Origin of the sequence: Pseudomonas fluorescens, from assembly GCF_030344995.1 — a bacterium.
GTDB lineage: Bacteria > Pseudomonadota > Gammaproteobacteria > Pseudomonadales > Pseudomonadaceae > Aquipseudomonas > Aquipseudomonas fluorescens_BF.
Genome location: NZ_CP128260.1, coordinates 6,231,768 through 6,255,131, shown reverse-complemented (window position 1 = coordinate 6,255,131; position 23,364 = coordinate 6,231,768). Strand labels below are relative to the sequence as shown.

The window sequence follows — 23,364 nt, the reverse complement described above, 5'->3', positions numbered from 1 at the left end:
TGCCGTCGGGGTGGCTGCTATGCTGGTTTGACCGTGTTGCATTGACGCCGAGCCGCCAGCCAAGAGAGAGCCCGTCATGTCCCAGTTGCCATCCCTGAGCCAGTCACGCGATCCCCATGCCTTCCTGCGCCGCCACCTCGGCCCTGATGCCGCCGAGCAGCAGGCGATGCTCGACAGCCTCGGCCTCGGCAGCCGGGTCGAACTGATCGAACAGACCGTGCCGCCGGGCATTCGCCTCAACCGTGAGCTGGACCTGCCACCGGCGCTGGACGAGCAGGCAGCGCTGGCCAGACTGCGCGGTTATGCCGAGCAGAATCAGGTCTGGACCAGCCTGATCGGCATGGGCTACCACGGCACCCTGACGCCGACCGTCATCCTGCGCAACGTGCTGGAAAATCCTGGCTGGTACACCGCCTACACGCCTTATCAACCGGAAATCGCCCAGGGCCGGCTCGAAGCGCTGCTCAACTTTCAGCAGCTGACCATCGACCTCACCGGCCTTGAACTGGCCAACGCTTCCCTGCTCGATGAAGCCACCGCCGCCGCGGAAGCCATGGCCCTGGCCAAGCGGGTGGCGAAGTCGAAAAGCAATCTGTTCTTCGTCGACGAAAACTGTCATCCCCAGACCATTTCCGTGGTGCAGACCCGCGCCGAAGGCTTCGGCTTCGAATTGATCGTCGACGCTGTGGATAACTTGAAGCAGCACCAGGTGTTCGGCGCACTCCTGCAATACCCCGACACCCACGGCGAAGTCCGCGACCTGCGGCCGCTGATCGATCACCTGCACGCGCAACAGGCGCTGGCCTGCGTGGCGGCCGATCTGCTCAGTCTGTTGTTGCTGACCCCGCCGGGCGAACTGGGTGCCGATGTGGTGTTCGGATCATCCCAGCGTTTTGGCGTGCCGATGGGTTACGGCGGCCCGCACGCGGCGTTTTTCGCCAGTCGCGAGGAATACAAACGGGCGATTCCCGGGCGGATCATCGGCGTGTCGAAAGATGCCCGTGGCAACGTCGCGCTGCGCATGGCCCTGCAAACCCGCGAGCAGCACATTCGCCGGGAGAAGGCCAATTCGAACATCTGCACCGCCCAGGTGTTGCTGGCCAACATTGCCAGTTTCTATGCGGTCTATCACGGCCCGGAAGGGCTGAAACGAATCGCCCAGCGGGTGCACCGGTTGACCTGCATTCTCGCCGCCGGGCTCGAACGCCATGGCATCCAGCGCCTCAACCAGTACTTCTTCGACACCCTCACGCTGGACGTGGGCGGGGCGCAAACCGCGATCATCGAAAGTGCCCAGGCCGCGCAGATCAACCTGCGCATTCTCGGTCGTGGCCAACTCGGTCTGAGCCTCGACGAGACCTGTGATGAAAACACCGTGGCCAGACTGTTCGATGTGCTGCTGGGCGCCGATCACGGGTTGAGCGTCGATGAGCTCGACGCCGAAACGCTGGCCTCCGGCATTCCCGACACGCTGCAACGCAGTACGCCTTACCTGCGCCATCCGGTGTTCAACGCCCACCACAGCGAAACCGAGATGCTGCGCTACCTCAAGCAACTGGAGAACAAGGATCTGGCGCTCAACCAGTCGATGATCCCGCTGGGCTCCTGCACCATGAAACTCAACGCCACCAGCGAGATGATCCCGATCACCTGGCCGCAATTCGCCAATCTGCACCCGTTCGTGCCCCGGGAGCAGGCCGTTGGTTACACGCTGATGATCGAGGAGCTGGAGCGCTGGCTGTGCGCGATCACCGGGTTCGATGCGATCTGCATGCAGCCCAACTCCGGTGCCCAGGGCGAGTACGCCGGGTTGCTGGCGATCCGCAAATACCACGAGAGCCGCCAGCAGGGTGGGCGCGACATTTGTCTGATTCCTTCTTCGGCCCACGGCACCAACCCGGCCTCGGCGCAGATGGCCGGGATGCGCGTGGTGATCGTCGAGTGCGACGATGCCGGCAACGTCGATCTGGAAGATTTGAAAGCCAAGGCGTCCGAGGCCGGGGCCAAGCTGTCGTGCCTGATGGCGACCTACCCGTCGACCCACGGCGTGTACGAGGAAGGCATCAGCGAAATCTGCGAAGTTATCCACAAGCACGGCGGCCAGGTGTACATGGACGGCGCCAACCTCAACGCTCAAGTTGGGCTGGCGCGGCCGGCGGACATCGGCGCCGATGTATCGCACATGAACCTGCACAAGACCTTCTGCATTCCCCACGGCGGAGGCGGGCCGGGCATGGGGCCGATTGGCGTGCGTGCGCATCTGGCACCGTTCGTTGCCAACCATCCGGTGATTCCGATCGACGGGCCGCAACCGCAGAACGGTGCGGTCAGCGCCGCGCCGTGGGGAAGCGCAAGCATTCTGCCGATCAGCTGGATGTACATCGCGATGATGGGGCCGCAACTGGCGGATGCCAGCGAGGTGGCGATTCTGGCGGCGAATTACCTGGCGCAGCATCTGTCCGGTGCGTTCCCCGTTCTGTACACCGGTCGCAACGAGCGGGTCGCCCATGAGTGCATTCTGGATCTGCGGCCACTGAAGGCTGCCACCGGCATCAGTGAAGAGGATGTCGCCAAGCGCCTGATGGATTACGGTTTCCATGCGCCGACCATGTCGTTCCCGGTGCCGGGCACCTTGATGGTCGAGCCGACCGAGAGCGAATCCAAGGCCGAACTGGATCGCTTCATTGGCGCCATGTTGAGCATCCGCGCGGAAATCACCGAAGTGCAGAATGGCAACTGGCCGGCCGAGGACAACCCGCTCAAACGGGCGCCGCACACTCTGGCCGATATCACCGGCGTGTGGGAGCGGCCGTACAGCATCGAGCAGGGCATCACGCCGGATGCGCACACCAAAGCGCACAAATATTGGCCGGCGGTGAACCGGGTCGATAACGTCTACGGTGACCGCAACCTGTTCTGCGCCTGTGTGCCGGTGGACGAATACCGCTGATCAGCGGGCAAAAAAATGCCGCTCGTGTGAGCGGCACTTTTGTCTGTCCGGAAGGTTATTCCGACGCCACGGCGTTCTTCGCCAGGATCGCGTTCGCCAGTTCCATGTCCGTTGCCTGCAGGCCCGGGTTGTCGGCGCGGACTTTCTGCATCGCGGCTTCCAGGTACGGGCCACGGATGCCGCCATCGCTGGCGACGAAACTGCCGGCATCGTCCTGGGCGGCAACGATCAGTTTGTGATCCTTGAAGGTCAGGTAGGTCGAGCCGGTGGTGGCGCCGGACGAAATGACGTTACGCCAAAAGCTGTCGGCCATTGCCGAACCAACAGGCAGAGACAGCAGGGCAAGGGTGGCGACAGCAAGTTTGAGACGCATGTTGGGTGACTCCACTGGTGTTGAATAACCGGTTGGATCGCCGTTTCCCCGATCCGGTTCCGTGAGCGGCTATTTCTGCTCGTTCTGTGGTGTCACCCGCAGCACTTCCTCAAGCGTCGTCAGCCCGGCCGCGACTTTCTGCGCGCCGGACAACCGCAGGCTGCGCATCCCTTCCTTGAACGCTTGTCGGCGGATCGCGGTGAGATCGGTGTCGGGGCTGATCAAGGCTTTGAGGCTGTCGCTCAGTTGCATGATTTCGTAGACACCGGCGCGCCCGTGATAACCGGTGTCACGGCACTCCAGGCAACCGATGGCCCGTTGCGCATTGCCCGGCAGCGGCGCCTGCCACGGCCGGGTCAGGGTTTGCCAGTCTTCTTCATCAAGAGTCAGTGGCGCCTTGCAGTGCGGGCACAGGGTTCGCACCAGCCGTTGCGCCATGACGCCGAGGACGGTGGCCTTGATCAGGTAATGCGGCACGCCGAGTTCCAGCAGACGGCTGATGGCACTCGGCGCGTCGTTGGTGTGCAGGGTCGAGAGCACCAGGTGCCCGGTCAACGCTGCCTGGATTGCCATTTCGGCGGTTTCCAGGTCGCGGATCTCGCCGATCATGATGATGTCCGGGTCCTGCCGCATCAGCGCGCGCACACCGGCAGCGAAGGTCAGGTCGATGTTGTGCTGGACCTGCATCTGGTTGAAGGCCGGTTCGACCATCTCGATCGGGTCCTCGATGGTGCAGAGGTTGACCTCGGGCGTCGCCAGTTTTTTCAGCGTGGTGTACAGCGTGGTGGTCTTGCCGGAACCAGTCGGGCCGGTGACGAGGATGATGCCGTTGGGCTGGCGGGTCATGTCCTGCCAGCGCCGCAGGTCGTCGGCGGAAAAACCGAGCTGGTCGAAATCCTTGAGCAGCACCTCCGGGTCGAAGATCCGCATTACCATTTTTTCACCGAACGCGGTGGGCAGGGTCGAGAGCCGTAGCTCGACTTCGCCGCCGTCCGGGGTCTTGGTCTTGACCCGGCCGTCCTGGGGTTTGCGCTTCTCGGCGACGTTCATCCGGCCAAGGCTTTTCAGGCGACTGACGATGGCCATCGTCACCTGCGGCGGAAATTGATAGACGTTGTGCAGCACGCCGTCGATGCGAAAACGCACGGTGCCTTGCTCGCGCCGGGGTTCGATGTGGATATCGCTGGCCCGTTGCTGGAAGGCGTACTGGAACAGCCAGTCGACGATGTTGACGATGTGCGCGTCGTTGGCGTCCGGCTCCTGATCACTGGCGCCGAGGTTGAGCAGCTGCTCGAAATTGCCGAGGTTGCCGCTCTGCGCATCGGCATTGCTGGCGCCGCTGACCGATTTGGCGAGACGGAAGAACTCGACGCTGAAACGCTGGATGTCTGCCGGGTTGGCCACCACCCGTTTGATCGGCAGTTTCAGGACGTGAGTCAGATCCGCCTCCCAGCCGCTGACATAGGGCTGGGCGCTGGCCACGGTGACTGCATCGCGGTCGACCGACACCGCGAGAATCTTGTGGCGCTGGGCAAAGGCATAGGACATCAGCGGCGTGATGGCGGCGACGTTGATCTTTAGCGGATCGATCCTCAGGTACGGCTGGCCGGCCTGCTGCGCCAGCCACAGGGTCAGGCTTTCCAGGTCGAGGTGCTTGCCCGGACGGCTGAGGTCGTCCAGTTGCTGGCTGGCGATGAATTCCAGCGGGTGCTTCTGGCCGTGAGCGGCATGCCGACGCCGGGCATTCAGCGCCTGCTCGGCCGAGTCCTGGCAGATGAAACCCTGGGCGACCAGTTCACGCAGTACCTCATTGAGATCCAGCCAGCGGTCCTGAGTGGCGAGTTGAACGGACATGCGGGCTCCTTTTGAACGACAGTTCGCAAAGGATAGTCGTGGCCCCGCCGACCGTTGGGCCACTACCCGACGAAGACGTTTCGGTTCTTGTCAGCCGGCCGCCTGCGCCGGCGCATCCCACGCCGCGTCGGGGTTTTGCAGGTTCACCGAGCAGACGCTGATCAGGTTACGAAGTTTTTCCGCGATCACCTGGGCGCGGTGCCAGCTCAGGCCGCTCATGACGATGTCGATCGACAGCAGATCGTCCAGCCGCTGGACATTGACCTGTTCCGGGGTGAGGAACTGCAAGGCGAACAGGTTCAGCACCCGCACCAGCAAATCCGGCTCGGCCTCGGCCAGGATCTGGTACTGAGCAAGGCAATGGGCGTTGCAGGCATTCCACACATCGGCACGGGGCGCGGGGGTGTTGACGGCTTCGAGGTATGGCATGGCAGGTCTCCGGAATCAGTGGAGGAATTTTTACATCCGATTCCGGGCATTTCTTGTCTAAGATTGGCTGATTACGCGATTGATCGGGTGGATCAATTCGGTATTTATTTATTTGGAGGATTAGTTATGCACAGTGAGCTGGACAGCTACGACCGGCGCATTCTCGCCCTGCTGCAAGAGGACGCGTCCTTGTCCAGCGCACAGATCGCCGAACAGGTGGGGCTGTCGCAATCGCCGTGCTGGCGGCGGATTCAGCGGATGAAGGAGGAGGGGATCATTCGTGGTCAGGTGACTTTGCTCGATCGCAAGAAGATTGGCCTGAACACGCAGATCTTCGCCGAGATCAAACTCAATGCCCACGGTCGTTCGAACTTCACCGAGTTCACCGAGGCGATTCGCGGCTTTCCCGAAGTGCTGGAGTGTTATGTGCTGATGGGGGCGGTGGACTTTCTGCTGCGGATCGTCGCGGCGGACATTGAGGCGTATGAACGGTTCTTCTTCGAGAAGCTGTCGCTGGTGCCGGGGATTCAGGAAGTGAACTCGATTGTGGCGCTGTCGGAGATCAAGTCGACGACGAGTTTACCGGTACTGCGCTGATGATCGTTCCCACGGGTGGGAACGATCATCATGCGGGGATTACATGCGTAGCAGCATTTTCCACGCGCGGTTCTGGTACACCGCAATCGCCTGATGCTTGCGTGCATCGAGCAGTTCGTCGGTGATGGTCGGCTCGTTGGCCAGTTGCGCCAGTTTGTTCAGCTCGCCGTACAGACGATCCATTTCCGGGATTTCCAGCACGTTGCGCGCGTGGTGCAGCCAGACCTGGATGCGCTCGATGCGCGGCAGTTGCTCGGCCAGATCTTCCGGCTGCTGCTGATAACGCTGCAATTGCAGCGAAGTGGCTTCCTCGCCCAGCAGGCGCGGCAGCCAGCTTTGCAACTGCGCGGCACCCTGGCGATTGCCACGGGTGTTGCGGTCAGCGGCCCAGGTGCGGGCCAGCAACCAGCGCGAAGCGTTCAGCGAGAACAGGCCCCAGCGCGGATCTTCCAGCTCTTCGAGGAACTGCTCCGGCGCGGCTTTGCGCACGTCTTCGTCTTCGATGCCAACCTGTACCAGCGGACGCCAGTCTTCCAGCAGCGCATCCAGCGCAACGCGCAGGTCGTGAGTCGACTGACGCGGTGCAGCCTGGCCGAGGCTGCTCAGCAGGGCGCGCATTTCCGCAAGGTTTTCGACCCAGTCCTGCAGCAGGCGCCAGTGGCCGTTGAAGCGATACTGTTCGGCCAGACGTTGGCTGCTGCCGAGCAAGTGCCAGCTCAGGGCGGCGAAGGCGTCGTCCAGCGGAGTTTCAGCGGTGATGGCCGGCGCCGGCAGGCTCAGCGAGTAGCTGTTGGCGTCGTACAGGCGATAGCCGCGCTCGGCCTTGCTGATGTCGCACGGCATCAGGGCCAGGGTTTCGGCCAGCTCGGCGGCCAGTTCCAGCAGCGCGGCAGGCTCGCCTTCGCGCAGTTCCAGTTCCAGCTCGCAGATTTCTTCTTTCTGCTTGCCGACTACCACGTGGCCCAGGTCCAGCGCGGCTTCGATGACCACTTTGGTCTTGCCACGGCCCCAGGCGATTTCGGCGCGCTCGCGGACGAAATCGGTGGTGAAGATCGGCTTCAGGGTTTTCTTGTCCAGCTCGGCAAGGGACTCGGGCCAGCATTCGCCGTCGAGTTTTTTCACGTCGAGCTTGGCTTTGGGCAGGTTCCAGTCGTACTCGTTACGCTCGGACAGACCGGCAACGCTCTGGCCACGGGTCTTGAGGGTCTGAATCACTTCTTCGCCGTCCTTGCGCAGGCGCAGGGCAACCTTGGCCCGGGCCAGGTCACGCTCAGGCGTGTCGAAGTACTGATTCATCAACTCACGGCGTTCCCAGCCACTTTTGTTGCGTTTTTTCAGGAGAGGGTGCTCGCGCAGGGCGGCGAGGGTTTCGCGGCTGACGCGGAGTTTGATTTCGGTTTCTTTCTGCATGGCCGGAAAATCCAGGATCGGGAGCGCAGCCGGGGGAATGTGTGGCTGCCAAGGTCGTGCAGTGTACAGGACTGAACCTTCCTACGCTTTGCGGCGGTTTATTCTCGGCGCCGGATGGTTCTATGATGAACCTCAATCCGGGAGTTGGAGTCAGCGATGCCTTTGCCGTCCATGCAAGACCAGTTCGCTGCACTGATCGCCGCGCCGTCGGTCAGTTGCACTCAGCCGGGCCTCGACCAGTCCAACCGGGCGGTGATCGATCTGCTCGCGGGCTGGCTCGGCGACCTCGGCTTCAACTGCGACATCCAGCAGGTCAGCCCCGGAAAATTCAACCTGCTCGCCAGTTTCGGCAGCGGCCCCGGCGGACTGGTGCTGGCCGGGCACAGCGACACGGTGCCGTACGACGATGCGCTGTGGAAAACCGATCCGCTGAAACTCACCGAAGTCGATGGCCGCTGGGTCGGCCTCGGCAGTTGCGACATGAAGGGCTTTTTCGCCCTGATCATCGAAGCCGTGCAACCGCTGCTCGATCAGCCGTTCAAGCAGCCGTTGCTGATCCTCGCCACCTGCGATGAAGAAAGCTCGATGTCCGGTGCCCGGGCGCTGGCCGAAGCGGGGCGAACGCTGGGCCGGGCGGCGGTGATCGGCGAGCCGACCGGGCTCAAGCCAATCCGCATGCACAAGGGCATCATGATGGAGCGCATCGATATCCTCGGGCAGAGCGGCCATTCGTCGGATCCGCGCCTGGGGCACAGCGCCCTCGAAGCGATGCACGATGCCATCGGTGAACTTCGCGGCCTGCGCCTGTTGTGGCAGCGTGAATTCAACAACCCGCAATTCAGTGTGCCGCAGCCGACCATGAACTTCGGCTGTATCCACGGTGGCGACAACCCCAACCGCATCTGCGGCCAGTGTTCGCTGGAGTTCGACTTGCGGCCGCTGCCTGGAATGGACCCCAAGCTCTTGCGTAGCGAGATTTTGCGCAGGCTCAACCCGGTCGCGGAACGCCATCACGTGAAGATCGATTACGCGCCGCTGTTTCCCGAAGTTCCGCCGTTCGAGCAGGCCGAAGACGCCGAGCTGGTGCGAATTGCCGAAAAACTCACCGGCCACACGGCCGAAGCGGTAGCGTTCGGCACCGAAGCGCCTTATCTTCAGCGCCTTGGCTGCGAAACCATCGTGCTTGGCCCTGGCGACATCGCCTGTGCGCACCAGCCGGACGAGTACCTCGAAATGTCACGTTTGCAGCCTACCGTGCATCTATTGCGACAGTTGATCGAACATTACTGTCTCAAAACTGTATAAATTGCCCACACACCCACCCGTATTCATGAGGAGAGCGCGCGTGTCGCCAAGCCTGTTCCGACGATAACCATCAGCCCGCTGTGCGTTTTCCGTTTCGCCCCTTTTCCGGCTGCTATTTATTACAGGCCCAGGTTCATGCCCGAATACGTCAATTGGCTTCGCCACGCGTCTCCCTATATCAATGCTCACCGCGATTGCACCTTTGTCGTCATGCTTCCGGGCGACGGCGTGGAGCATCCGAATTTCGGCAACATCGTCCATGACATCGTGCTGCTGCACAGCCTCGGCGTGCGGCTGGTGCTGGTGCACGGCTCCCGTCCGCAGATCGAAACCCGCCTCGCCGCCCGCGGCCTGACTCCGCATTACCACCACGGCATGCGTATCACCGATGCCGCGACGCTGGAGTGCGTGATCGACGCGGTCGGCCAGCTGCGCATCGCCATCGAAGCGCGACTGTCGATGGACATGGCTTCGTCGCCGATGCAGGGCTCGCGCTTGCGGGTGGCCAGCGGCAACCTCGTGACGGCGCGGCCGATCGGCGTGCTGGAGGGTGTCGACTATCACCACACCGGCGAAGTGCGCCGGGTCGACCGCAAGGGCATCAACCGCCTGCTCGACGAGCGCTCCATCGTATTGCTCTCGCCGCTGGGTTATTCGCCGACCGGTGAAATCTTCAACCTGGCCTGCGAAGACGTCGCCACTCGCGCTGCCATCGATCTGGGCGCGGACAAGCTGCTGCTGTTCGGTGCTGACCTCGGTCTGATCGACGAAAACGGCAAACTGGTGCGCGAGCTGCGTCCGCAACAGGTACCGGCGCATTTGCAGCGTCTGGGCAGCAACTACCAGGCGGAACTGCTGGATGCCGCCGCCGAAGCCTGCCGAGGCGGCGTGGCGCGCAGCCATATCGTCAGTTATGCCGAGGACGGCGCGCTGCTGACCGAACTGTTCACCCGTGACGGTGGCGGTACGCTGGTAGCCCAGGAGCAATTCGAACTGGTGCGCGAGGCGGCGATCGAGGACGTCGGCGGCTTGCTCGATCTGATCAGCCCGCTGGAAGAGCAGGGCATTCTGGTACGTCGTTCCCGCGAAGTGCTGGAGCGCGAAATCGAGCAGTTCAGTGTGGTCGAGCGTGAAGGGATGATCATCGCTTGTGCGGCGTTGTATCAGATTGCCGATTCGGATGCCGGTGAGCTGGCGTGCCTGGCGGTGAATCCGGAGTATCGCCATGGCGGTCGCGGCGACGAACTGCTCGAGCGCATCGAGACTCGTGCCCGGGCTCAGGGCTTGAAGACCCTGTTCGTCCTTACCACCCGCACCGCCCACTGGTTCCGTGAGCGCGGCTTCGAACCGAGCAGCGTCGAACGCCTGCCAGCGGCGCGGGCTTCTCTCTATAACTATCAGCGCAATTCGAAGATCTTCGAAAAGTCTCTGTGATGTGCGAACGCCCCCACGGGATGCGTGGGGGCAATGTCTTTACTCCGCTACAAACTTCGCACTGACATACGGTGAGTAGTCAGGCAGAACACTTTCGACCTTGCCCTGTTCCTTCAAAAACTTCGCCGTCTCACCAATCGCCTTCGCCGTGCCGCCGTCCAGCAGCGCCGTGGTCTGTTGCGCCTTGGCGTCCGGGAAGGCCGAACCCGCAAGCAATTCCGGTACGTCGGCAGCATTGGCACCGGTCAGTTTGGCGATTTTCTGTACAGGCACCGAGTCAGCCGTCCAGCTGTCTTTATGGGCGGCGTAATCAGCGAACGAGTCCAGAGTCACCTTGGCGAACTTGGCCACGACTTCAGGATGCTTCTCGGCAAAGTCCTTGCGCGCGACCCAGACTTCGAAGGTCGGCGCGCCCCACTGGCCGACCTGCGCGGCGTCGGTCAGGGTCTTGCCGGTCTTGCGGATTTCTCCCAGTGCCGGCGACCAGACAAAGGCGCCGTCGATGTCGCCGCGTTTCCAGGCGGCCGCGATTTCTGCGGGTTGCAGATTCACCACTTTGACTTTCGAGGTGTCCAGGCCCCAGTGCTTGAGCGCGCCAAGCAGACTGTAGTGGGAGGTGGAGACGAACGGGGTGGCGATGGTCTTGCCGATCAGGTCTTCGGGCTTGTTGATACCGCTGCCGTTGCGCACCACCAAGGCTTCGGCGGCATTGATCTGCGCCGAGACAATGAACGCCACGATCGGCAGATTACGCGAGGCGGCGGCCGCCAGCGGGCTGGAGCCGAGGTTGCCGATCTGCACGTCGCCGGAGGCAATGGCTGTCACAACTTCCGGGCCACTGTTGAAACGACGCCAGTCGATTTTCTCGCCGATGGTCTTCTCGTAGACGCCGTCGGCCTGTGGGACTTTGCTCGGGTCGATACCAGTCTGGTAGCCCACGGTGAGGTTGGCGGCATGGGCTGAAAAAGAAATCAGCGCCGACACACAAACTGTAACAAATTGACTAGATAGTGCGCGTTTGGCCATCATGGCGTCGCCTTTTTGATAGGGATTGACGAATCGGGGTTGCGTCAAAGCTAATCGATCTAAAAAAAGGCTAACAAATACCATTTAGTAATGAGCTTAGTCGCCGATACGCTGTATCCCGGTACAGATGGCAATTGGCTGGCCATATATCCGAATGATATGAAAAAGAATGAATAAATTCTTTTTGGGATTATCAGGAAGTCTTTACCCTGCAGGGACCAAATAACTGCGATTAGACCTTGGTCGTAGACACACAAGGTTACGATTGACTTGTCAGTCACGGTCTGGCGCTAATCGCGCATCTTAGGATCCAGGGGCATCAGACTCCGGACCAGGAACACAAGAATTAGAAACGAGAGGAGCGATACATGAACAAGTCCACCTTGGCCCTGGCCGTGGCCGTAGGGGTTTTGGCGCAGCAGGCAGGCGCCGCCGGTTTCATCGAAGACAGCAAGGCCACCCTGGGGCTGCGTAACTTCTACATCAACACTGACAACCGCGATGGCGCTGGCGCCAACAAGAACGAAGAGTGGGGCCAAGGCTTCGATCTGCGTTTCACCTCCGGCTACACCCAAGGCACCGTAGGCTTCGGTATCGACGCCATCGGCCTGCTGGGCGTGCGTCTGGATTCGGGCGGCGGCACCAACGGCAACAGCGGCACCGCTTACGGTGGCACTGTGTTCCCGAGCGAGTCCAACGGTAAAGCCGTGGACAACTTCTCCAGCCTGGGTCTGACTGCCAAAGCCAAGATCTCCCAGACTGAGCTGAAGCTGGGTACCCTGCAGCCGAAGAACCCGGTCATCGTGACCAACGACGGTCGTCTGCTGCCACAAACCTGGCAGGGCGGTCAGATCACTTCCGGCGAAATCAAGGACCTGACTCTGGTCGGTGGTCAGATCGAAGCCGTGAAAGGCCGTAACTCCAGCAACAACGAAAACCTGTCCATCAGCGGTGCAAACACCCGTGGTACTGGCTTCCGTGACAGCAACAAGTTCATCTACGCCGGTGGTGACTACAAGATCACCAAAGACCTGACTGCCCAGTACTACTACGGCAACCTGGAAGACTTCTACAAGCAGCACTTCCTGGGTCTGGTACACAACTGGGCCATCGGCCCGGGCGTATTGAAGTCTGACTTCCGTTACTTCAACAGCTCCGACGACGGCAAGAACGGCACTGATCCTGCGTACTTCAGCACCGGTAACTACACCGGCGTGCGCAACGGTCGTGGCGAAGTCGACAACAACCTGTACAGCGGCCTGTTCCTGTACACCGTTGAAGGTCACACCTTCGGTGGCGGTTACCAGGTTTCCAACGGCAGCTCCGACTTCCCTTGGCTGAACCAGGGCGACGGTTCGTCGAACTACACCATCACCGACATGCAGATCCAGAAGTTTGGCCGTGCCGGCGAGAAAACCTGGCAAGCTCGCTACTCCTATGACTTCGCCAAAGTCGGTATCCCTGGCCTTACCGCCGGTGTGGTTTACCTGAAAGGCGACAGCATCGACACCGTTGGCACCAACGGCCGCGAAAACGCTTCGGATCGTTCCGAGTGGGAACGCGACCTGACCATCGGTTACGTCGTACCTGAAGGTCCGTTCAAGAACGTCGGCCTGATGTGGAAAAACGCTGTATGGCGCACCGACCTGCCGAACACCCGTTCGCAGGACGAAAACCGCCTGATCGTCAGCTACTCGATCCCGCTGCTGTAATAGCGCGCTCCTGCACTGATGTAAAAAACCGATGTAAAAAAACCCCGTCCGGCATCGCGCCGGACGGGGCTTTTGCGTTTTCGGGTCCGGCTCACCCCCGTAAGCCTTTCCCGATGTTCCCCTCTTTACAGCAACTCAAGGCCTTCTCGAACCTTGAGGGCGATGTTCGTCGCGAAGCTGTGGGACGTCCAGTGAACAGATGTTTAATATTCAATAAAGATATAAATATCTCGTTATTTATTCTTTTTCACGATGGCGAATCCCGAGCTACAGTTGAGGTCTCCAACCCCTCATCAGGAGCCGCACCATGAGCCTCAGACTTGGCGATATCGCCCCCGATTTCGAACAGGATTCCAGCGCCGGCAAGATTCGTTTCCACGAATGGCTGGGCGATAGCTGGGGCGTGCTGTTTTCCCACCCGGCGGACTTCACCCCGGTCTGCACCACCGAGCTGGGCTTCACTGCCAAGCTCAAGGACGAGTTCACCAAGCGTGGCGTGAAAGCCATTGCACTGTCGGTCGACCCGGTGGACTCGCACCACAAGTGGATCGAGGACATCAACGAAACCCAGAACACCATCGTCAACTTCCCGATCCTGGCCGATGCCGATCGCAAGGTGTCTGATCTGTACGATCTGATCCATCCGAACGCCAACGACACCCTGACCGTGCGTTCGCTGTTCGTGATCGATCCGAACAAGAAGATCCGCCTGACCATCACCTACCCCGCCAGCACCGGGCGCAACTTCCACGAGATCCTGCGGGTGATCGATTCGCTGCAGCTCACCGACAACTACAAGGTGGCCACGCCGGCCAACTGGCAGGATGGTGAAGAAGTGGTGATCGTACCGTCGCTCAAGGACGAAGATGAAATCAAGCAACGCTTTCCGAAGGGCTACCGCGCGGTGAAACCGTACCTGCGCCTCACCCCACAGCCGAACAAATAACCTTCCTCGGATCGTTCCCGGGCTCTGCGTGGGGGCGATCGGCAAAAAACACGATGCAGGGTTTCAGGCCGTTTTCACGGCCTGTTTTTTTGCCCACCGGAAAGTGAAATTTATATCTCTATAAAGAATAACCAAATGAATAAATATGATTTATGGATATATGAATCAACTGGTAAGGTCACTGACATCGAAGCGAGATCGCAACCCGCGAATCGCCTGTAACGCGCAAGGAATTGTCTGAATGCTGGTCGTCTCACTCGGTGGCAGTCCCAGTCAACGTTCCCGCTCCGGGGTGCTGCTGGAGCGCTCGCAACGCTGGTTGCAGCAGCAAGGGGTGGAAGTGGTGAGTTATCAGGTGCGGGACTTCCCGGCCGAAGACCTGCTCCACGCCCGCTTCGACAGCCCGAAGGTGCTCGACCTGCTGCAACAGATTGAAAACGCCGATGGCCTGCTGATCGCCACGCCGGTGTACAAGGCGTCGTTTTCCGGCGCCCTGAAGACCGTGCTGGACCTGCTGCCCGAGCGTGCGCTGAACCACAAGATTGTTCTGCCGATGGCAACCGGCGGCAGCATCGCTCACATGCTGGTGGTCGATTACGCCCTCAAGCCTGTGCTGTCGGCATTGAAAGCCCAGGAAATGCTGCAAGGGATTTTTGCCGAGGACAGCCAGATCGCCTACGGCGAGGGCAGTGCCCAGGCGCAGTTGGCGCCGGCCCTGGAACAGCGACTGCATGAAGCGCTGGACCAGTTTGTCAGCGCCATGGCCCGCCGGCCCAAGCCGCTGGAGCCGGGGCTGTTGAACGAACGTTTGTTGAGTGCTCGCTGGAGCATTTGAGTCACATCGAAACTTGAAGTACTGGCCTTACTCGCCCGCCAACGGGCAAGCAGGTGCAGCCAAAACCCAACAGCAAAAAAGGAGAGCGCTATGCGCACTGTATTTTTGCGTCGTGGTCTGGTCGCTCTGTTTGCTGCGGCTGTGTCCTTCGGCGCCATCACTCAAGCTCAAGCCGAAACCCTTCGTATCGGTTATCAGAAATACGGCACGCTGGTGCTGCTCAAAGCCAAGGGCACCCTGGAAAAACGTCTCGCCGCCCAAGGCGTCGACGTGCAATGGACTGAATTCCCCGGCGGCCCGCAACTGCTGGAAGGCCTGAACGTCGGTTCGATCGACTTCGGTGTCACCGGCGAAACCCCGCCGGTCTTCGCCCAGGCCGCCGGTGCCGATCTGCTCTACGTGGCTTACGAGCCACCAGCCCCGAACAGCGAAGCGATCCTCGTGCCGAAAGATTCGCCGATCAAATCGGTGGCGGATCTCAAGGGCAAGAAAGTCGCCCTGAACAAAGGCTCCAACGTTCACTACCTGCTGGTGCGTGCGCTGGAAGACGCCGGCCTCAAGTACACCGACATTCAAACCGTATTCCTGCCGCCGGCCGATGCCCGCGCCGCGTTCGAACGTGGCAGCGTCGACGCCTGGGTCATCTGGGATCCGTACCAGGCGGCCGCCGAGAAACAACTGCAAGCGCACACCCTGCGTGACGGCAAAGGCATCGTCGACAACCACCAGTTCTACCTGGCGACCAAACCCTACGCGCAGAAAAATCCCGAGGTGATCAAGACCCTCGTGGAAGAAGTGCGCGCCGTCGGCGAGTGGTCCAAGGCCAATCCGGAGGACGTGACCCAACAGGTGTCGCCGCTGCTTGGCCTGCCGGCAGACATCACCCTGACCTCGGTGAAACGCCAGGGCTACGGCGCGCTGTTCCTGACCCCGGAAGTGGTCGCCGCACAACAGAAAATCGCCGACACCTTCTACCAGCTCAAGCTGATTCCCAAGCCGTTGAGCATCAAGGATGTGATCTGGACCCCACCGGCCGCTGTGGCCCAAAGCTCGGTCACCCAAGCCCAGTAAATCGAATCCCCAAGGAGACCACTCCATGAGCCTCAACATCTTCTGGTTCCTGCCTACCCACGGCGACGGCCATTACCTTGGCACCGCCGAAGGCGCCCGCGCCGTCGACCACGGCTATCTGCAACAGGTCGCGCAAGCGGCGGATCGACTGGGTTTCGGCGGCGTGCTGATTCCCACCGGCCGTTCCTGCGAGGATTCGTGGCTGGTGGCAGCATCGCTGATCCCGGTGACCCAGCGTCTGAAGTTTCTGGTCGCTCTGCGCCCCGGGATCATTTCCCCGACGGTGGCGGCGCGTCAGGCGGCAACGCTGGATCGTCTGTCCGGCGGTCGTGCGCTGTTCAACCTGGTGACCGGTGGCGATCCGGAAGAGTTGGCCGGCGACGGTCTGTTTCTCGATCACGAAGCGCGTTATCAGGCCTCGGTGGAATTCACCCGGATCTGGCGCCGGGTGCTGGAAGGCGAAACCGTGGATTACGACGGCGAGCACATCAGCGTAAAGGGCGCCAAATTGCTCTATCCGCCGATCCAGCAACCGCGTCCGCCGCTGTACTTCGGTGGCTCGTCAGAAGCCGCGCAGGATCTGGCCGCCGAACAAGTGGAAATGGTTCTGACCTGGGGTGAGCCACCCGCAGCCGTTGCCGAGAAGATCGAACAGGTGCGCGCCAAAGCGGCCAAGCTCGGCCGCACCGTGCGCTTCGGCATCCGTCTGCATGTGATCGTGCGGGAAACCAACGCTGAAGCCTGGCAAGCGGCGGATCGCCTGATCTCGCATCTGGACGACGACACCATCAAACGTGCCCAGGCTTCGCTGGCGCGGTTCGATTCTGTCGGCCAGCAACGCATGGCCGCGCTGCACGGTGGCAGCCGTGACAACCTCGAAGTCAGCCCGAACCTGTGGGCCGGCGTCGGTCTGGTGCGCGGCGGTGCCGGCACGGCACTGGTCGGCGACGGTCCGACCGTGGCAGCGCGCGTGAAGGAATACGCGGATCTGGGCATCGATACCTTCATCTTCTCCGGTTATCCGCACCTCGAAGAATCGTATCGGGTGGCCGAGTTGCTGTTCCCGCACCTCGATGTCGAGCGCCCGGACTTGCCGAAAAGCGCCGGTTACGTCAGCCCGTTCGGCGAGATGGTGGCCAACGACATTCTTCCCAAAGCCGCGTCCCAGAGCTGAGGCGCCGCCATGAAGAAATTTATCCACAGCCTCGCGCCCTGGGCGTTGCCGCTGTTGTTGCTGGCGGTGTGGCAGTTGTCGGTGTCGGCGGGTTGGTTGTCGACACGGATTCTGCCAGCGCCGGTGGCGGTGATCGAAGCCGGTGTGAGCCTGGTGCGCAGCGGCGAAATCTGGACGCACTTGGCGATCAGCGGCTGGCGCGCCGCGCTGGGCTTCACCATTGGTGGCAGCATCGGCCTGGTGCTGGGCTTCATCACCGGCCTGTCGAAGTGGGGCGAACGCCTGCTCGACAGCTCGGTGCAGATGATCCGCAACGTGCCGCACCTGGCGCTGATTCCGCTGGTGATCCTGTGGTTCGGCATCGACGAGTCGGCGAAGATTTTTCTGGTGGCGCTGGGCACGTTGTTCCCGATCTACCTCAACACCTATCACGGCATCCGCAATGTCGATCCGGCGCTGGTGGAAATGGCCCGCAGTTATGGCCTGTCCGGTTTCAGCCTGTTCTGGCAGGTGATTCTGCCGGGCGCGCTGCCTTCGATTCTGGTCGGCGTGCGCTTCGCCCTGGGCTTCATGTGGCTGACGCTGATCGTGGCGGAAACCATCTCTGCCAGCTCCGGCATCGGTTACCTGGCGATGAATGCCCGCGAGTTCTTGCAGACGGACGTAGTGGTGCTGGCGATTCTGCTGTACGCGGTGCTCGGCAAACTGGCCGACCTCGCGGCCCGTGGCCTTGAACGTGTGTGGCTGCGCTGGCATCCGGCGTATCAAGTGGCGAAAGGAGGTGCGGCATGACTGCTCAACAACCTCCACGCCTGCTGCGCGGGATTCCGCTGGTGGTGCGCAACCTGCAGAAGACCTTCGGCGCGCGGCAGGTGCTGCGTGACATTGATCTGCACATTCCGGCCGGGCAATTCGTCGCAGTGGTCGGGCGCAGCGGATGCGGCAAAAGCACGTTGCTGCGCTTGCTTGCTGGCCTCGATCAACCCACCGGCGGCGATTTGCTGGCCGGCGCTGCACCGCTCAGCGATGCGCGGGATGACACCCGGTTGATGTTCCAGGAAGCACGGCTGCTGCCGTGGAAAAAGATCATCGACAACGTCGGTCTCGGCCTCAAGGGCAACTGGCGTCCGCAAGCCTTGCAGGCGCTGGATGCCGTCGGCCTCGCCGATCGCGCCAATGAATGGCCGGCGGCATTGTCCGGTGGGCAGAAGCAGCGCGTGGCGCTGGCCCGGGCGCTGATTCATCAACCGCGTCTGTTGCTGCTCGACGAGCCGCTGGGCGCACTGGATGCTCTGACCCGGATCGAGATGCAGCAACTGATCGAACATCTCTGGCAACAGCATGGTTTCACCGTGTTGCTGGTGACCCACGATGTCAGCGAAGCGGTGGCGATTGCCGACCGGGTGATTCTGATCGAGGACGGCGAAGTCGGCCTCGACCTGCAAGTGGAGCTGCCGCGCCCTCGGGTGCGTGGTTCCCATCGGCTGGCCGCGCTGGAAACCGAAGTGCTCAACCGTGTGTTGTCCCTGCCCGGCGAGCCGCCGGCGCCGGAACCCGTTTCACCCTTGCCTACGCAACTGCGTTGGGCTCAATAACTCAAGCAAACGACAGGAATCAATGCCATGACTATCAAAGCCATCAACGTACGCAACCAGTTCAAAGGCGCGATCAAGGAGATCGTTCTCGGCGACGTGCTGTCGGAAATCGACGTGCAGACCGCCTCCGGCATCGTCACGTCGGTGATCACCACCCGTTCGGTCAAGGAGCTGGAACTGGAGGTCGGCAGCGAAGTGATCGCCTTCGTGAAATCCACCGAGGTGTCCATCGCCAAGTTGTAAGCCTGTGAGTAAAAAACAACCCCGGAGGGTGTGAGCCCTTCGGGGTTTTTTCATGGCTTGAGATTGATCATGTCTCAGCGTTTGGGCAGATAGGGCGGCAGATACAGCCCGATGTAGGCATCGAACACCCGCATGCCTTCCTCGGCCATGCGCGGGGTGATCTGTCCGTGCTGCTGCACCGAACGGGCGTAGACGCGATCACCCAGTTCCATGGCCAGCGCGAAAACGTCGACGTCATCCGGCAGGCGCGGCAGTTCGAAGTGATGGTCGAACAGTTTGTGCATCAGGTCGCCCAGTTCGAGGTCGTGCTGGCGGTCGGCCTGGGTGACTTCGGTGAGGCCATGCTGCGCGAGGATCAGCTGGCGGGCGGCGGCATCCTCGCCGTAGATCTCCAGCATCCGCTCTTCGACCAGCCGCGACAGGTCGCGCCAGTCCCGCAGGGCATCGTGATCGATCGGCGCTTGCAGGCAGGCGCGGAAGGCGGCGTGCACGTCCGCCGTCAGGGCTTCGAGCAGCGCCGGGACGCTGGCGAAGAAGTGGTAGACCGAGGAGGGCGGAATCTGCGCGCGCTCGGCCACGCTGTAGATCGACAGGCTCGCCACGCCCTCGGCGGCCAGCAGCGTGCGCGCGGCGTCGAGTATCGAATCGATCCGTGCCTGACTGCGGGCACGGGGTTTGCGGACGGGGGCGGGACGCGTCATGAAAGTCTCCTGCGGGGCAGCGGGCATTGTACGAGCCGGCTCTTGTGTTGTCTTGTCGGCCGCTTTCGGGAGCAAGCCCCCTCCCACGGGGTATCTCCTGTGAGATGAAAATTTCTGTTCGCAGGAGATTCACTGTGGGAGCGGGCTTGCTCGCGAACCGCCGCAGGCGGCCATAAAAAAACGCCGCTGGCTGCGATAGCCGACGGCGTTCTTTTTGGCGCTGCAATCCGCTTAAACGGTGTGCAGGTACCAGTTGTACTCAAGGTCGGAGATGGAGTGTTCGAACTCCTCCAGCTCGCTCTCTTTACAAGCGACGAAGATATCGATGTATTTCGGATCGATGTACTTGGCCATCACCTCGCTGTCGTCCAGCTCGCGCAGGGCATCGCGCAAGTTGTTCGGCAGGCTCTGCTCGTTCTGCTCGTAGCTGTTGCCTTCGGTCGGAGCCGGTGGCTCGATCTTGTTGGTCAGACCGTGGTGCACGCCCGCCAGGACCGAAGCCATCAGCAGGTACGGGTTGGCGTCGGCGCCGGCAACGCGGTGTTCCAGACGGACCGCGTCGGCGGAGCCGGTCGGTACGCGCAGGGCCACGGTGCGGTTGTCCAGGCCCCAGCTCGGCGAGTTCGGCACGTAGAACTGTGCGCCGAAACGACGGTAGGAGTTGACGTTCGGGCAGAGGAAAGCCATCTGCGCGGGCAGGGTCTCGAGCACACCGCCGATCGCGTGACGCAGCGCGGCGTTCTGCTCGGGATCCTCGCTGGCAAAAATGTTTTTGCCATCTTTGTCGAGAACCGAAATATGGACGTGCAGACCGTTGCCTGCCTGGCCCGGATACGGCTTGGCCATGAAGGTGGTGTCCATTTCATGGTCGTAGGCGATGTTCTTGATCAGACGCTTGAGCAGGACCGCGTAATCGCACGCCTTGATCGGGTCGGCGACGTGGTGCAGGTTCACTTCGAACTGCGCCGGGGCACTTTCCTTGACGATGGCGTCGGCCGGGATGCCTTGCTCTTTGGCACCTTCCAGAATGTCCTGGAGGCAGTCGACGTATTCGTCGAGGTCGTCGATCAGGTAAACCTGGGTCGAATGCGGGCGTTTGCCGGAGATCGGCGAGCGTGGCGGCTGAGGGCGGCCGTTCACGTTTTCCTGATCGATCAGGTAGAACTCGAGTTCGAATGCGGCGCAGATGGTCAGGCCGAGCTCGTCAAACTTTGCAACAACTTGACGGAGCACTTCGCGCGGATCGGCGAAGAAAGGGTCACCTTCGAGTTCGTGCATGGTCATCAGCAGCTGCGCGGTCGGGCGCTTCTGCCATGGCTCGTTGCACAGGGTATCGGGAATTGGATAGCAGATACGGTCGGCGTCGCCGATGTCCAGGCCCAGGCCGGTGCTTTCCACCGTCGAACCATTGATATCCAGAGCAAATAGAGAGGCCGGCAGGTTGATGCCTTTCTCGTAAACCTTGTGGAGGCTGGTGCGTTCGATGCGCTTGCCGCGCACCACACCATTCATATCCGCAATCAGAAGGTCAACGTACAGAACCTCAGGATGTTCCTTAAGGAACGCGTTCGCTTCGTTAAGCTGAACGGCACGCGGGGGTACCGACATGATGTAACACCTTTGTTGTTAAAAATATCAATCATTGATCTTTTCTGGTTTCAGTCAACCCGAACGGCCTGCCGAAGTCAAGCGAGGCCTTTTCTGCCCTGAAAAAGCGCCACGAGGGCATTTATGGGGCACTTTGGGGCATTTTTTTATCCGTGAAGGACGCGCCACCCGCAGGCTTGAGCAGGCCGTGTTGTATTTTTTACGGGGGTGTTGTGTAAAAAAATGAACAAGGCTAAGCTCGGATCAAACCCATAACAGCAATAATACCGGGGTGCTTCATGTCTCGCCTGCCGTTAATCGGCGTCACCGACTGCTCCTTGCAGTCCGGTCTGCATGCTTATCACATCAGTGGCGACACGTCCGTCCGCAGCGCGGCCAGCAAGGCCTGCAACGTGCCAGCGATCTCCCTGCCCATGGCAGATCGAGCGGCAGCGTCCGATATTCTGGACGTGTGCGAGGGCATCCTCTTTAGCGGTTCTCCTTTCAATATAGATCTCTTTCCCGCTCCCGGCCTGCACCGCGTTAGTCGCCGTGCCCGTAATTCTGCACGCCCGGGATGTGCACAGGAAATGCAACGCCAGCGTAAAGGGCAGGTAAGCTCCTCCTTCATTGTCTATGCGCGGTGCCGGGCGTAAGCCGGCACTGCGCGCAAGCAAGGCCCTTTAACGCGACGCCTGGTGCGTCAAACATTGCCTGACATCTGTCAGGAGACTCAGCCCAGAGGCATTTATGAGTAACAACCTCGACCAGCTCACCGATTGGTTGAAAGACCACAAGATCACAGAAGTCGAATGCATGATCGGCGACTTGACCGGCATCACCCGCGGCAAGATCTCGCCGACCAACAAGTTCATCGCCGAAAAAGGCATGCGCCTGCCAGAGAGCGTTCTGTTGCAGACCGTGACCGGCGACTACGTCGAAGACGACATCTATTACGAACTGCTCGACCCGGCCGACATCGACATGATCTGCCGTCCCGACCAGAACGCTGTGTACCTGGTGCCATGGGCCATCGAGCCGACCGCCCAGGTGATCCACGACACCTACGACAAGCAAGGCAACCCGATCGAGCTGTCGCCGCGCAACGTCCTCAAAAAAGTCCTGAAACTCTATGCCGACAAGGGCTGGCAGCCGATCGTGGCGCCGGAGATGGAGTTCTACCTGACCAAGCGCAGCGACGACCCTGACTATCCGTTGCAGCCGCCGGTCGGCCGTTCCGGGCGTCCGGAGATCGGTCGCCAGTCGTTCTCCATTGAAGCAGCGAACGAATTCGATCCGCTGTTCGAAGACGTCTACGACTGGTGCGAACTGCAGGAGCTGGACCTCGACACGCTGATCCACGAGGACGGCACCGCGCAGATGGAAATCAACTTCCGTCACGGCGATGCGTTGTCGCTGGCCGACCAGATCCTGGTGTTCAAGCGCACCATGCGCGAGGCCGCCCTCAAGCACAACGTGGCCGCGACCTTCATGGCCAAGCCGATGACCGGTGAGCCGGGCAGTGCGATGCACCTGCACCAGAGCATCATCGACATCGAGACCGGCAAGAACGTGTTCTCCAACGAAGACGGGACCATGAGCCAGCTGTTCCTGCACCACATCGGTGGCCTGCAGAAACTGATCCCCGAATTGCTGCCGCTGTTCGCACCGAACGTCAACTCGTTCCGCCGCTTCCTGCCGGACACCTCGGCGCCGGTGAACGTGGAGTGGGGCGAAGAAAACCGCACCGTGGGCCTGCGCGTCCCGGATGCCGGCCCGCAGAACCGTCGGGTGGAGAACCGCCTGCCGGGCGCCGACGCCAACCCGTACCTGGCGATTGCCGCGAGCCTGCTCTGCGGCTACATCGGCATGGTCGAAGGCATCAACCCGAGCGCGCCAGTGGTGGGCCGTGGTTACGAGCGCCGCAACCTGCGCCTGCCGCTGACCATCGAGGACGCCCTGGAGCGCATGGAAAACAGCGCGACCATCGAGAAATACCTGGGCAAGACCTTCATCACCGGCTACGTCGCGGTCAAGCGGGCCGAGCATGAAAACTTCAAGCGCGTGATCAGTTCCTGGGAGCGTGAGTACCTGCTCTTCGCCGTCTGATACGCCGGGCGCG

General features: G+C 61.3%; 21 protein-coding genes. 14 read left to right on the top strand and 7 right to left on the bottom strand.

Annotated elements, in window-relative coordinates; genetic code table 11:
• The first annotated feature begins 76 nt into the window (after positions 1-76).
• Positions 77-2,950, top strand: a complete 2,874-nt coding sequence (gcvP, locus tag QR290_RS28220; protein WP_289204032.1) for an aminomethyl-transferring glycine dehydrogenase — start codon at positions 77-79, stop codon at positions 2,948-2,950.
• Positions 2,951-3,005: 55 nt separating this feature from the next.
• On the opposite strand, the gene QR290_RS28215 is transcribed toward gcvP, so the two are convergent.
• The 3 genes from QR290_RS28215 to QR290_RS28205 form a co-directional block, all read right to left on the bottom strand.
• Positions 3,006-3,323, bottom strand: coding sequence for a DUF2388 domain-containing protein (locus tag QR290_RS28215; protein ID WP_007951791.1), 318 nt, complete (start codon positions 3,321-3,323; stop codon positions 3,006-3,008).
• 69 nt (positions 3,324-3,392) lie between these two features.
• Positions 3,393-5,177 (bottom strand): GspE/PulE family protein, encoded by a 1,785-nt coding sequence (locus QR290_RS28210; protein ID WP_115079600.1) that lies wholly within the window; start codon positions 5,175-5,177, stop codon positions 3,393-3,395.
• Between the two features lie 90 nt (positions 5,178-5,267).
• Positions 5,268-5,606: a hypothetical protein gene (locus QR290_RS28205; RefSeq protein ID WP_115079599.1), complete on the bottom strand. Its 339-nt coding sequence runs from the start codon at positions 5,604-5,606 to the stop codon at positions 5,268-5,270.
• Between the two features lie 126 nt (positions 5,607-5,732).
• Here QR290_RS28205 and QR290_RS28200 point away from each other — a divergent pair, with 126 nt between their 5' ends.
• The gene (locus QR290_RS28200) at positions 5,733-6,203 is read left to right on the top strand and encodes an Lrp/AsnC family transcriptional regulator (RefSeq protein WP_007951785.1); all 471 of its coding nucleotides are present in this window, start codon (positions 5,733-5,735) and stop codon (positions 6,201-6,203) included.
• Between the two features lie 39 nt (positions 6,204-6,242).
• On the opposite strand, the gene QR290_RS28195 is transcribed toward QR290_RS28200, so the two are convergent.
• Positions 6,243-7,613, bottom strand: a complete 1,371-nt coding sequence (locus QR290_RS28195) for an inorganic triphosphatase (protein ID WP_115079597.1) — start codon at positions 7,611-7,613, stop codon at positions 6,243-6,245.
• A 156-nt stretch (positions 7,614-7,769) separates the two neighbouring features.
• Here QR290_RS28195 and argE point away from each other — a divergent pair, with 156 nt between their 5' ends.
• Both argE and argA read left to right on the top strand, forming a co-directional pair.
• Positions 7,770-8,918 (top strand): acetylornithine deacetylase, encoded by a 1,149-nt coding sequence (argE, locus tag QR290_RS28190; RefSeq protein ID WP_289204031.1) that lies wholly within the window; start codon positions 7,770-7,772, stop codon positions 8,916-8,918.
• Between the two features lie 135 nt (positions 8,919-9,053).
• The gene (argA, locus tag QR290_RS28185) at positions 9,054-10,352 is read left to right on the top strand and encodes an amino-acid N-acetyltransferase (protein WP_007951778.1); all 1,299 of its coding nucleotides are present in this window, start codon (positions 9,054-9,056) and stop codon (positions 10,350-10,352) included.
• A 39-nt stretch (positions 10,353-10,391) separates the two neighbouring features.
• On the opposite strand, the gene tauA is transcribed toward argA, so the two are convergent.
• Positions 10,392-11,381, bottom strand: a complete 990-nt coding sequence (tauA, locus tag QR290_RS28180) for a taurine ABC transporter substrate-binding protein (RefSeq protein ID WP_431768086.1) — start codon at positions 11,379-11,381, stop codon at positions 10,392-10,394.
• 365 nt (positions 11,382-11,746) lie between these two features.
• Between tauA and QR290_RS28175 the strand changes: the two genes are divergently transcribed.
• The 8 genes from QR290_RS28175 to QR290_RS28140 all read left to right on the top strand — a co-directional run bounded on the left by QR290_RS28175 (position 11,747) and on the right by QR290_RS28140 (position 18,954).
• Entirely contained in the window at positions 11,747-13,090 is a 1,344-nt protein-coding gene (locus tag QR290_RS28175) for an OprD family porin (protein ID WP_115079595.1), read from the top strand.
• Positions 13,091-13,397: 307 nt separating this feature from the next.
• Positions 13,398-14,036 (top strand): peroxiredoxin, encoded by a 639-nt coding sequence (locus QR290_RS28170; RefSeq protein ID WP_011336455.1) that lies wholly within the window; start codon positions 13,398-13,400, stop codon positions 14,034-14,036.
• A 241-nt stretch (positions 14,037-14,277) separates the two neighbouring features.
• Positions 14,278-14,871 carry an NADPH-dependent FMN reductase gene (ssuE, locus tag QR290_RS28165; protein ID WP_011336454.1) on the top strand — a complete coding sequence of 198 codons (594 nt, stop codon included), beginning with the start codon at positions 14,278-14,280 and terminating at the stop codon, positions 14,869-14,871.
• 90 nt (positions 14,872-14,961) lie between these two features.
• Complete coding sequence (locus tag QR290_RS28160; protein WP_007953529.1) at positions 14,962-15,942, top strand: sulfonate ABC transporter substrate-binding protein; 981 nt, start codon at positions 14,962-14,964, stop codon at positions 15,940-15,942.
• Positions 15,943-15,967: 25 nt separating this feature from the next.
• Entirely contained in the window at positions 15,968-17,116 is a 1,149-nt protein-coding gene (ssuD, locus tag QR290_RS28155; RefSeq protein WP_115079594.1) for an FMNH2-dependent alkanesulfonate monooxygenase, read from the top strand.
• Positions 17,117-17,125: 9 nt separating this feature from the next.
• Entirely contained in the window at positions 17,126-17,908 is a 783-nt protein-coding gene (gene ssuC / locus QR290_RS28150; RefSeq protein ID WP_115079593.1) for an aliphatic sulfonate ABC transporter permease SsuC, read from the top strand.
• The gene (ssuB, locus tag QR290_RS28145; protein WP_289204030.1) at positions 17,905-18,711 is read left to right on the top strand and encodes an aliphatic sulfonates ABC transporter ATP-binding protein; all 807 of its coding nucleotides are present in this window, start codon (positions 17,905-17,907) and stop codon (positions 18,709-18,711) included. Before ssuC ends, ssuB begins: the two co-directional genes overlap by 4 nt.
• A 27-nt stretch (positions 18,712-18,738) precedes the next feature.
• Positions 18,739-18,954 (top strand): TOBE domain-containing protein, encoded by a 216-nt coding sequence (locus QR290_RS28140; RefSeq protein WP_007953520.1) that lies wholly within the window; start codon positions 18,739-18,741, stop codon positions 18,952-18,954.
• Positions 18,955-19,028: 74 nt separating this feature from the next.
• Here the strand turns inward: QR290_RS28140 and QR290_RS28135 are convergent, their stop codons facing one another.
• Positions 19,029-19,655: a TetR/AcrR family transcriptional regulator gene (locus QR290_RS28135; RefSeq protein ID WP_007953517.1), complete on the bottom strand. Its 627-nt coding sequence runs from the start codon at positions 19,653-19,655 to the stop codon at positions 19,029-19,031.
• 231 nt (positions 19,656-19,886) lie between these two features.
• Positions 19,887-21,263: a glutamine synthetase family protein gene (locus QR290_RS28130; protein ID WP_085581012.1), complete on the bottom strand. Its 1,377-nt coding sequence runs from the start codon at positions 21,261-21,263 to the stop codon at positions 19,887-19,889.
• Between the two features lie 278 nt (positions 21,264-21,541).
• Here QR290_RS28130 and QR290_RS28125 point away from each other — a divergent pair, with 278 nt between their 5' ends.
• The gene (locus QR290_RS28125) at positions 21,542-21,898 is read left to right on the top strand and encodes a gamma-glutamyl-gamma-aminobutyrate hydrolase family protein (RefSeq protein WP_115079591.1); all 357 of its coding nucleotides are present in this window, start codon (positions 21,542-21,544) and stop codon (positions 21,896-21,898) included.
• Between the two features lie 94 nt (positions 21,899-21,992).
• Positions 21,993-23,351 carry a glutamine synthetase family protein gene (locus QR290_RS28120; RefSeq protein ID WP_007953514.1) on the top strand — a complete coding sequence of 453 codons (1,359 nt, stop codon included), beginning with the start codon at positions 21,993-21,995 and terminating at the stop codon, positions 23,349-23,351.
• Positions 23,352-23,364 lie beyond the last annotated feature (13 nt).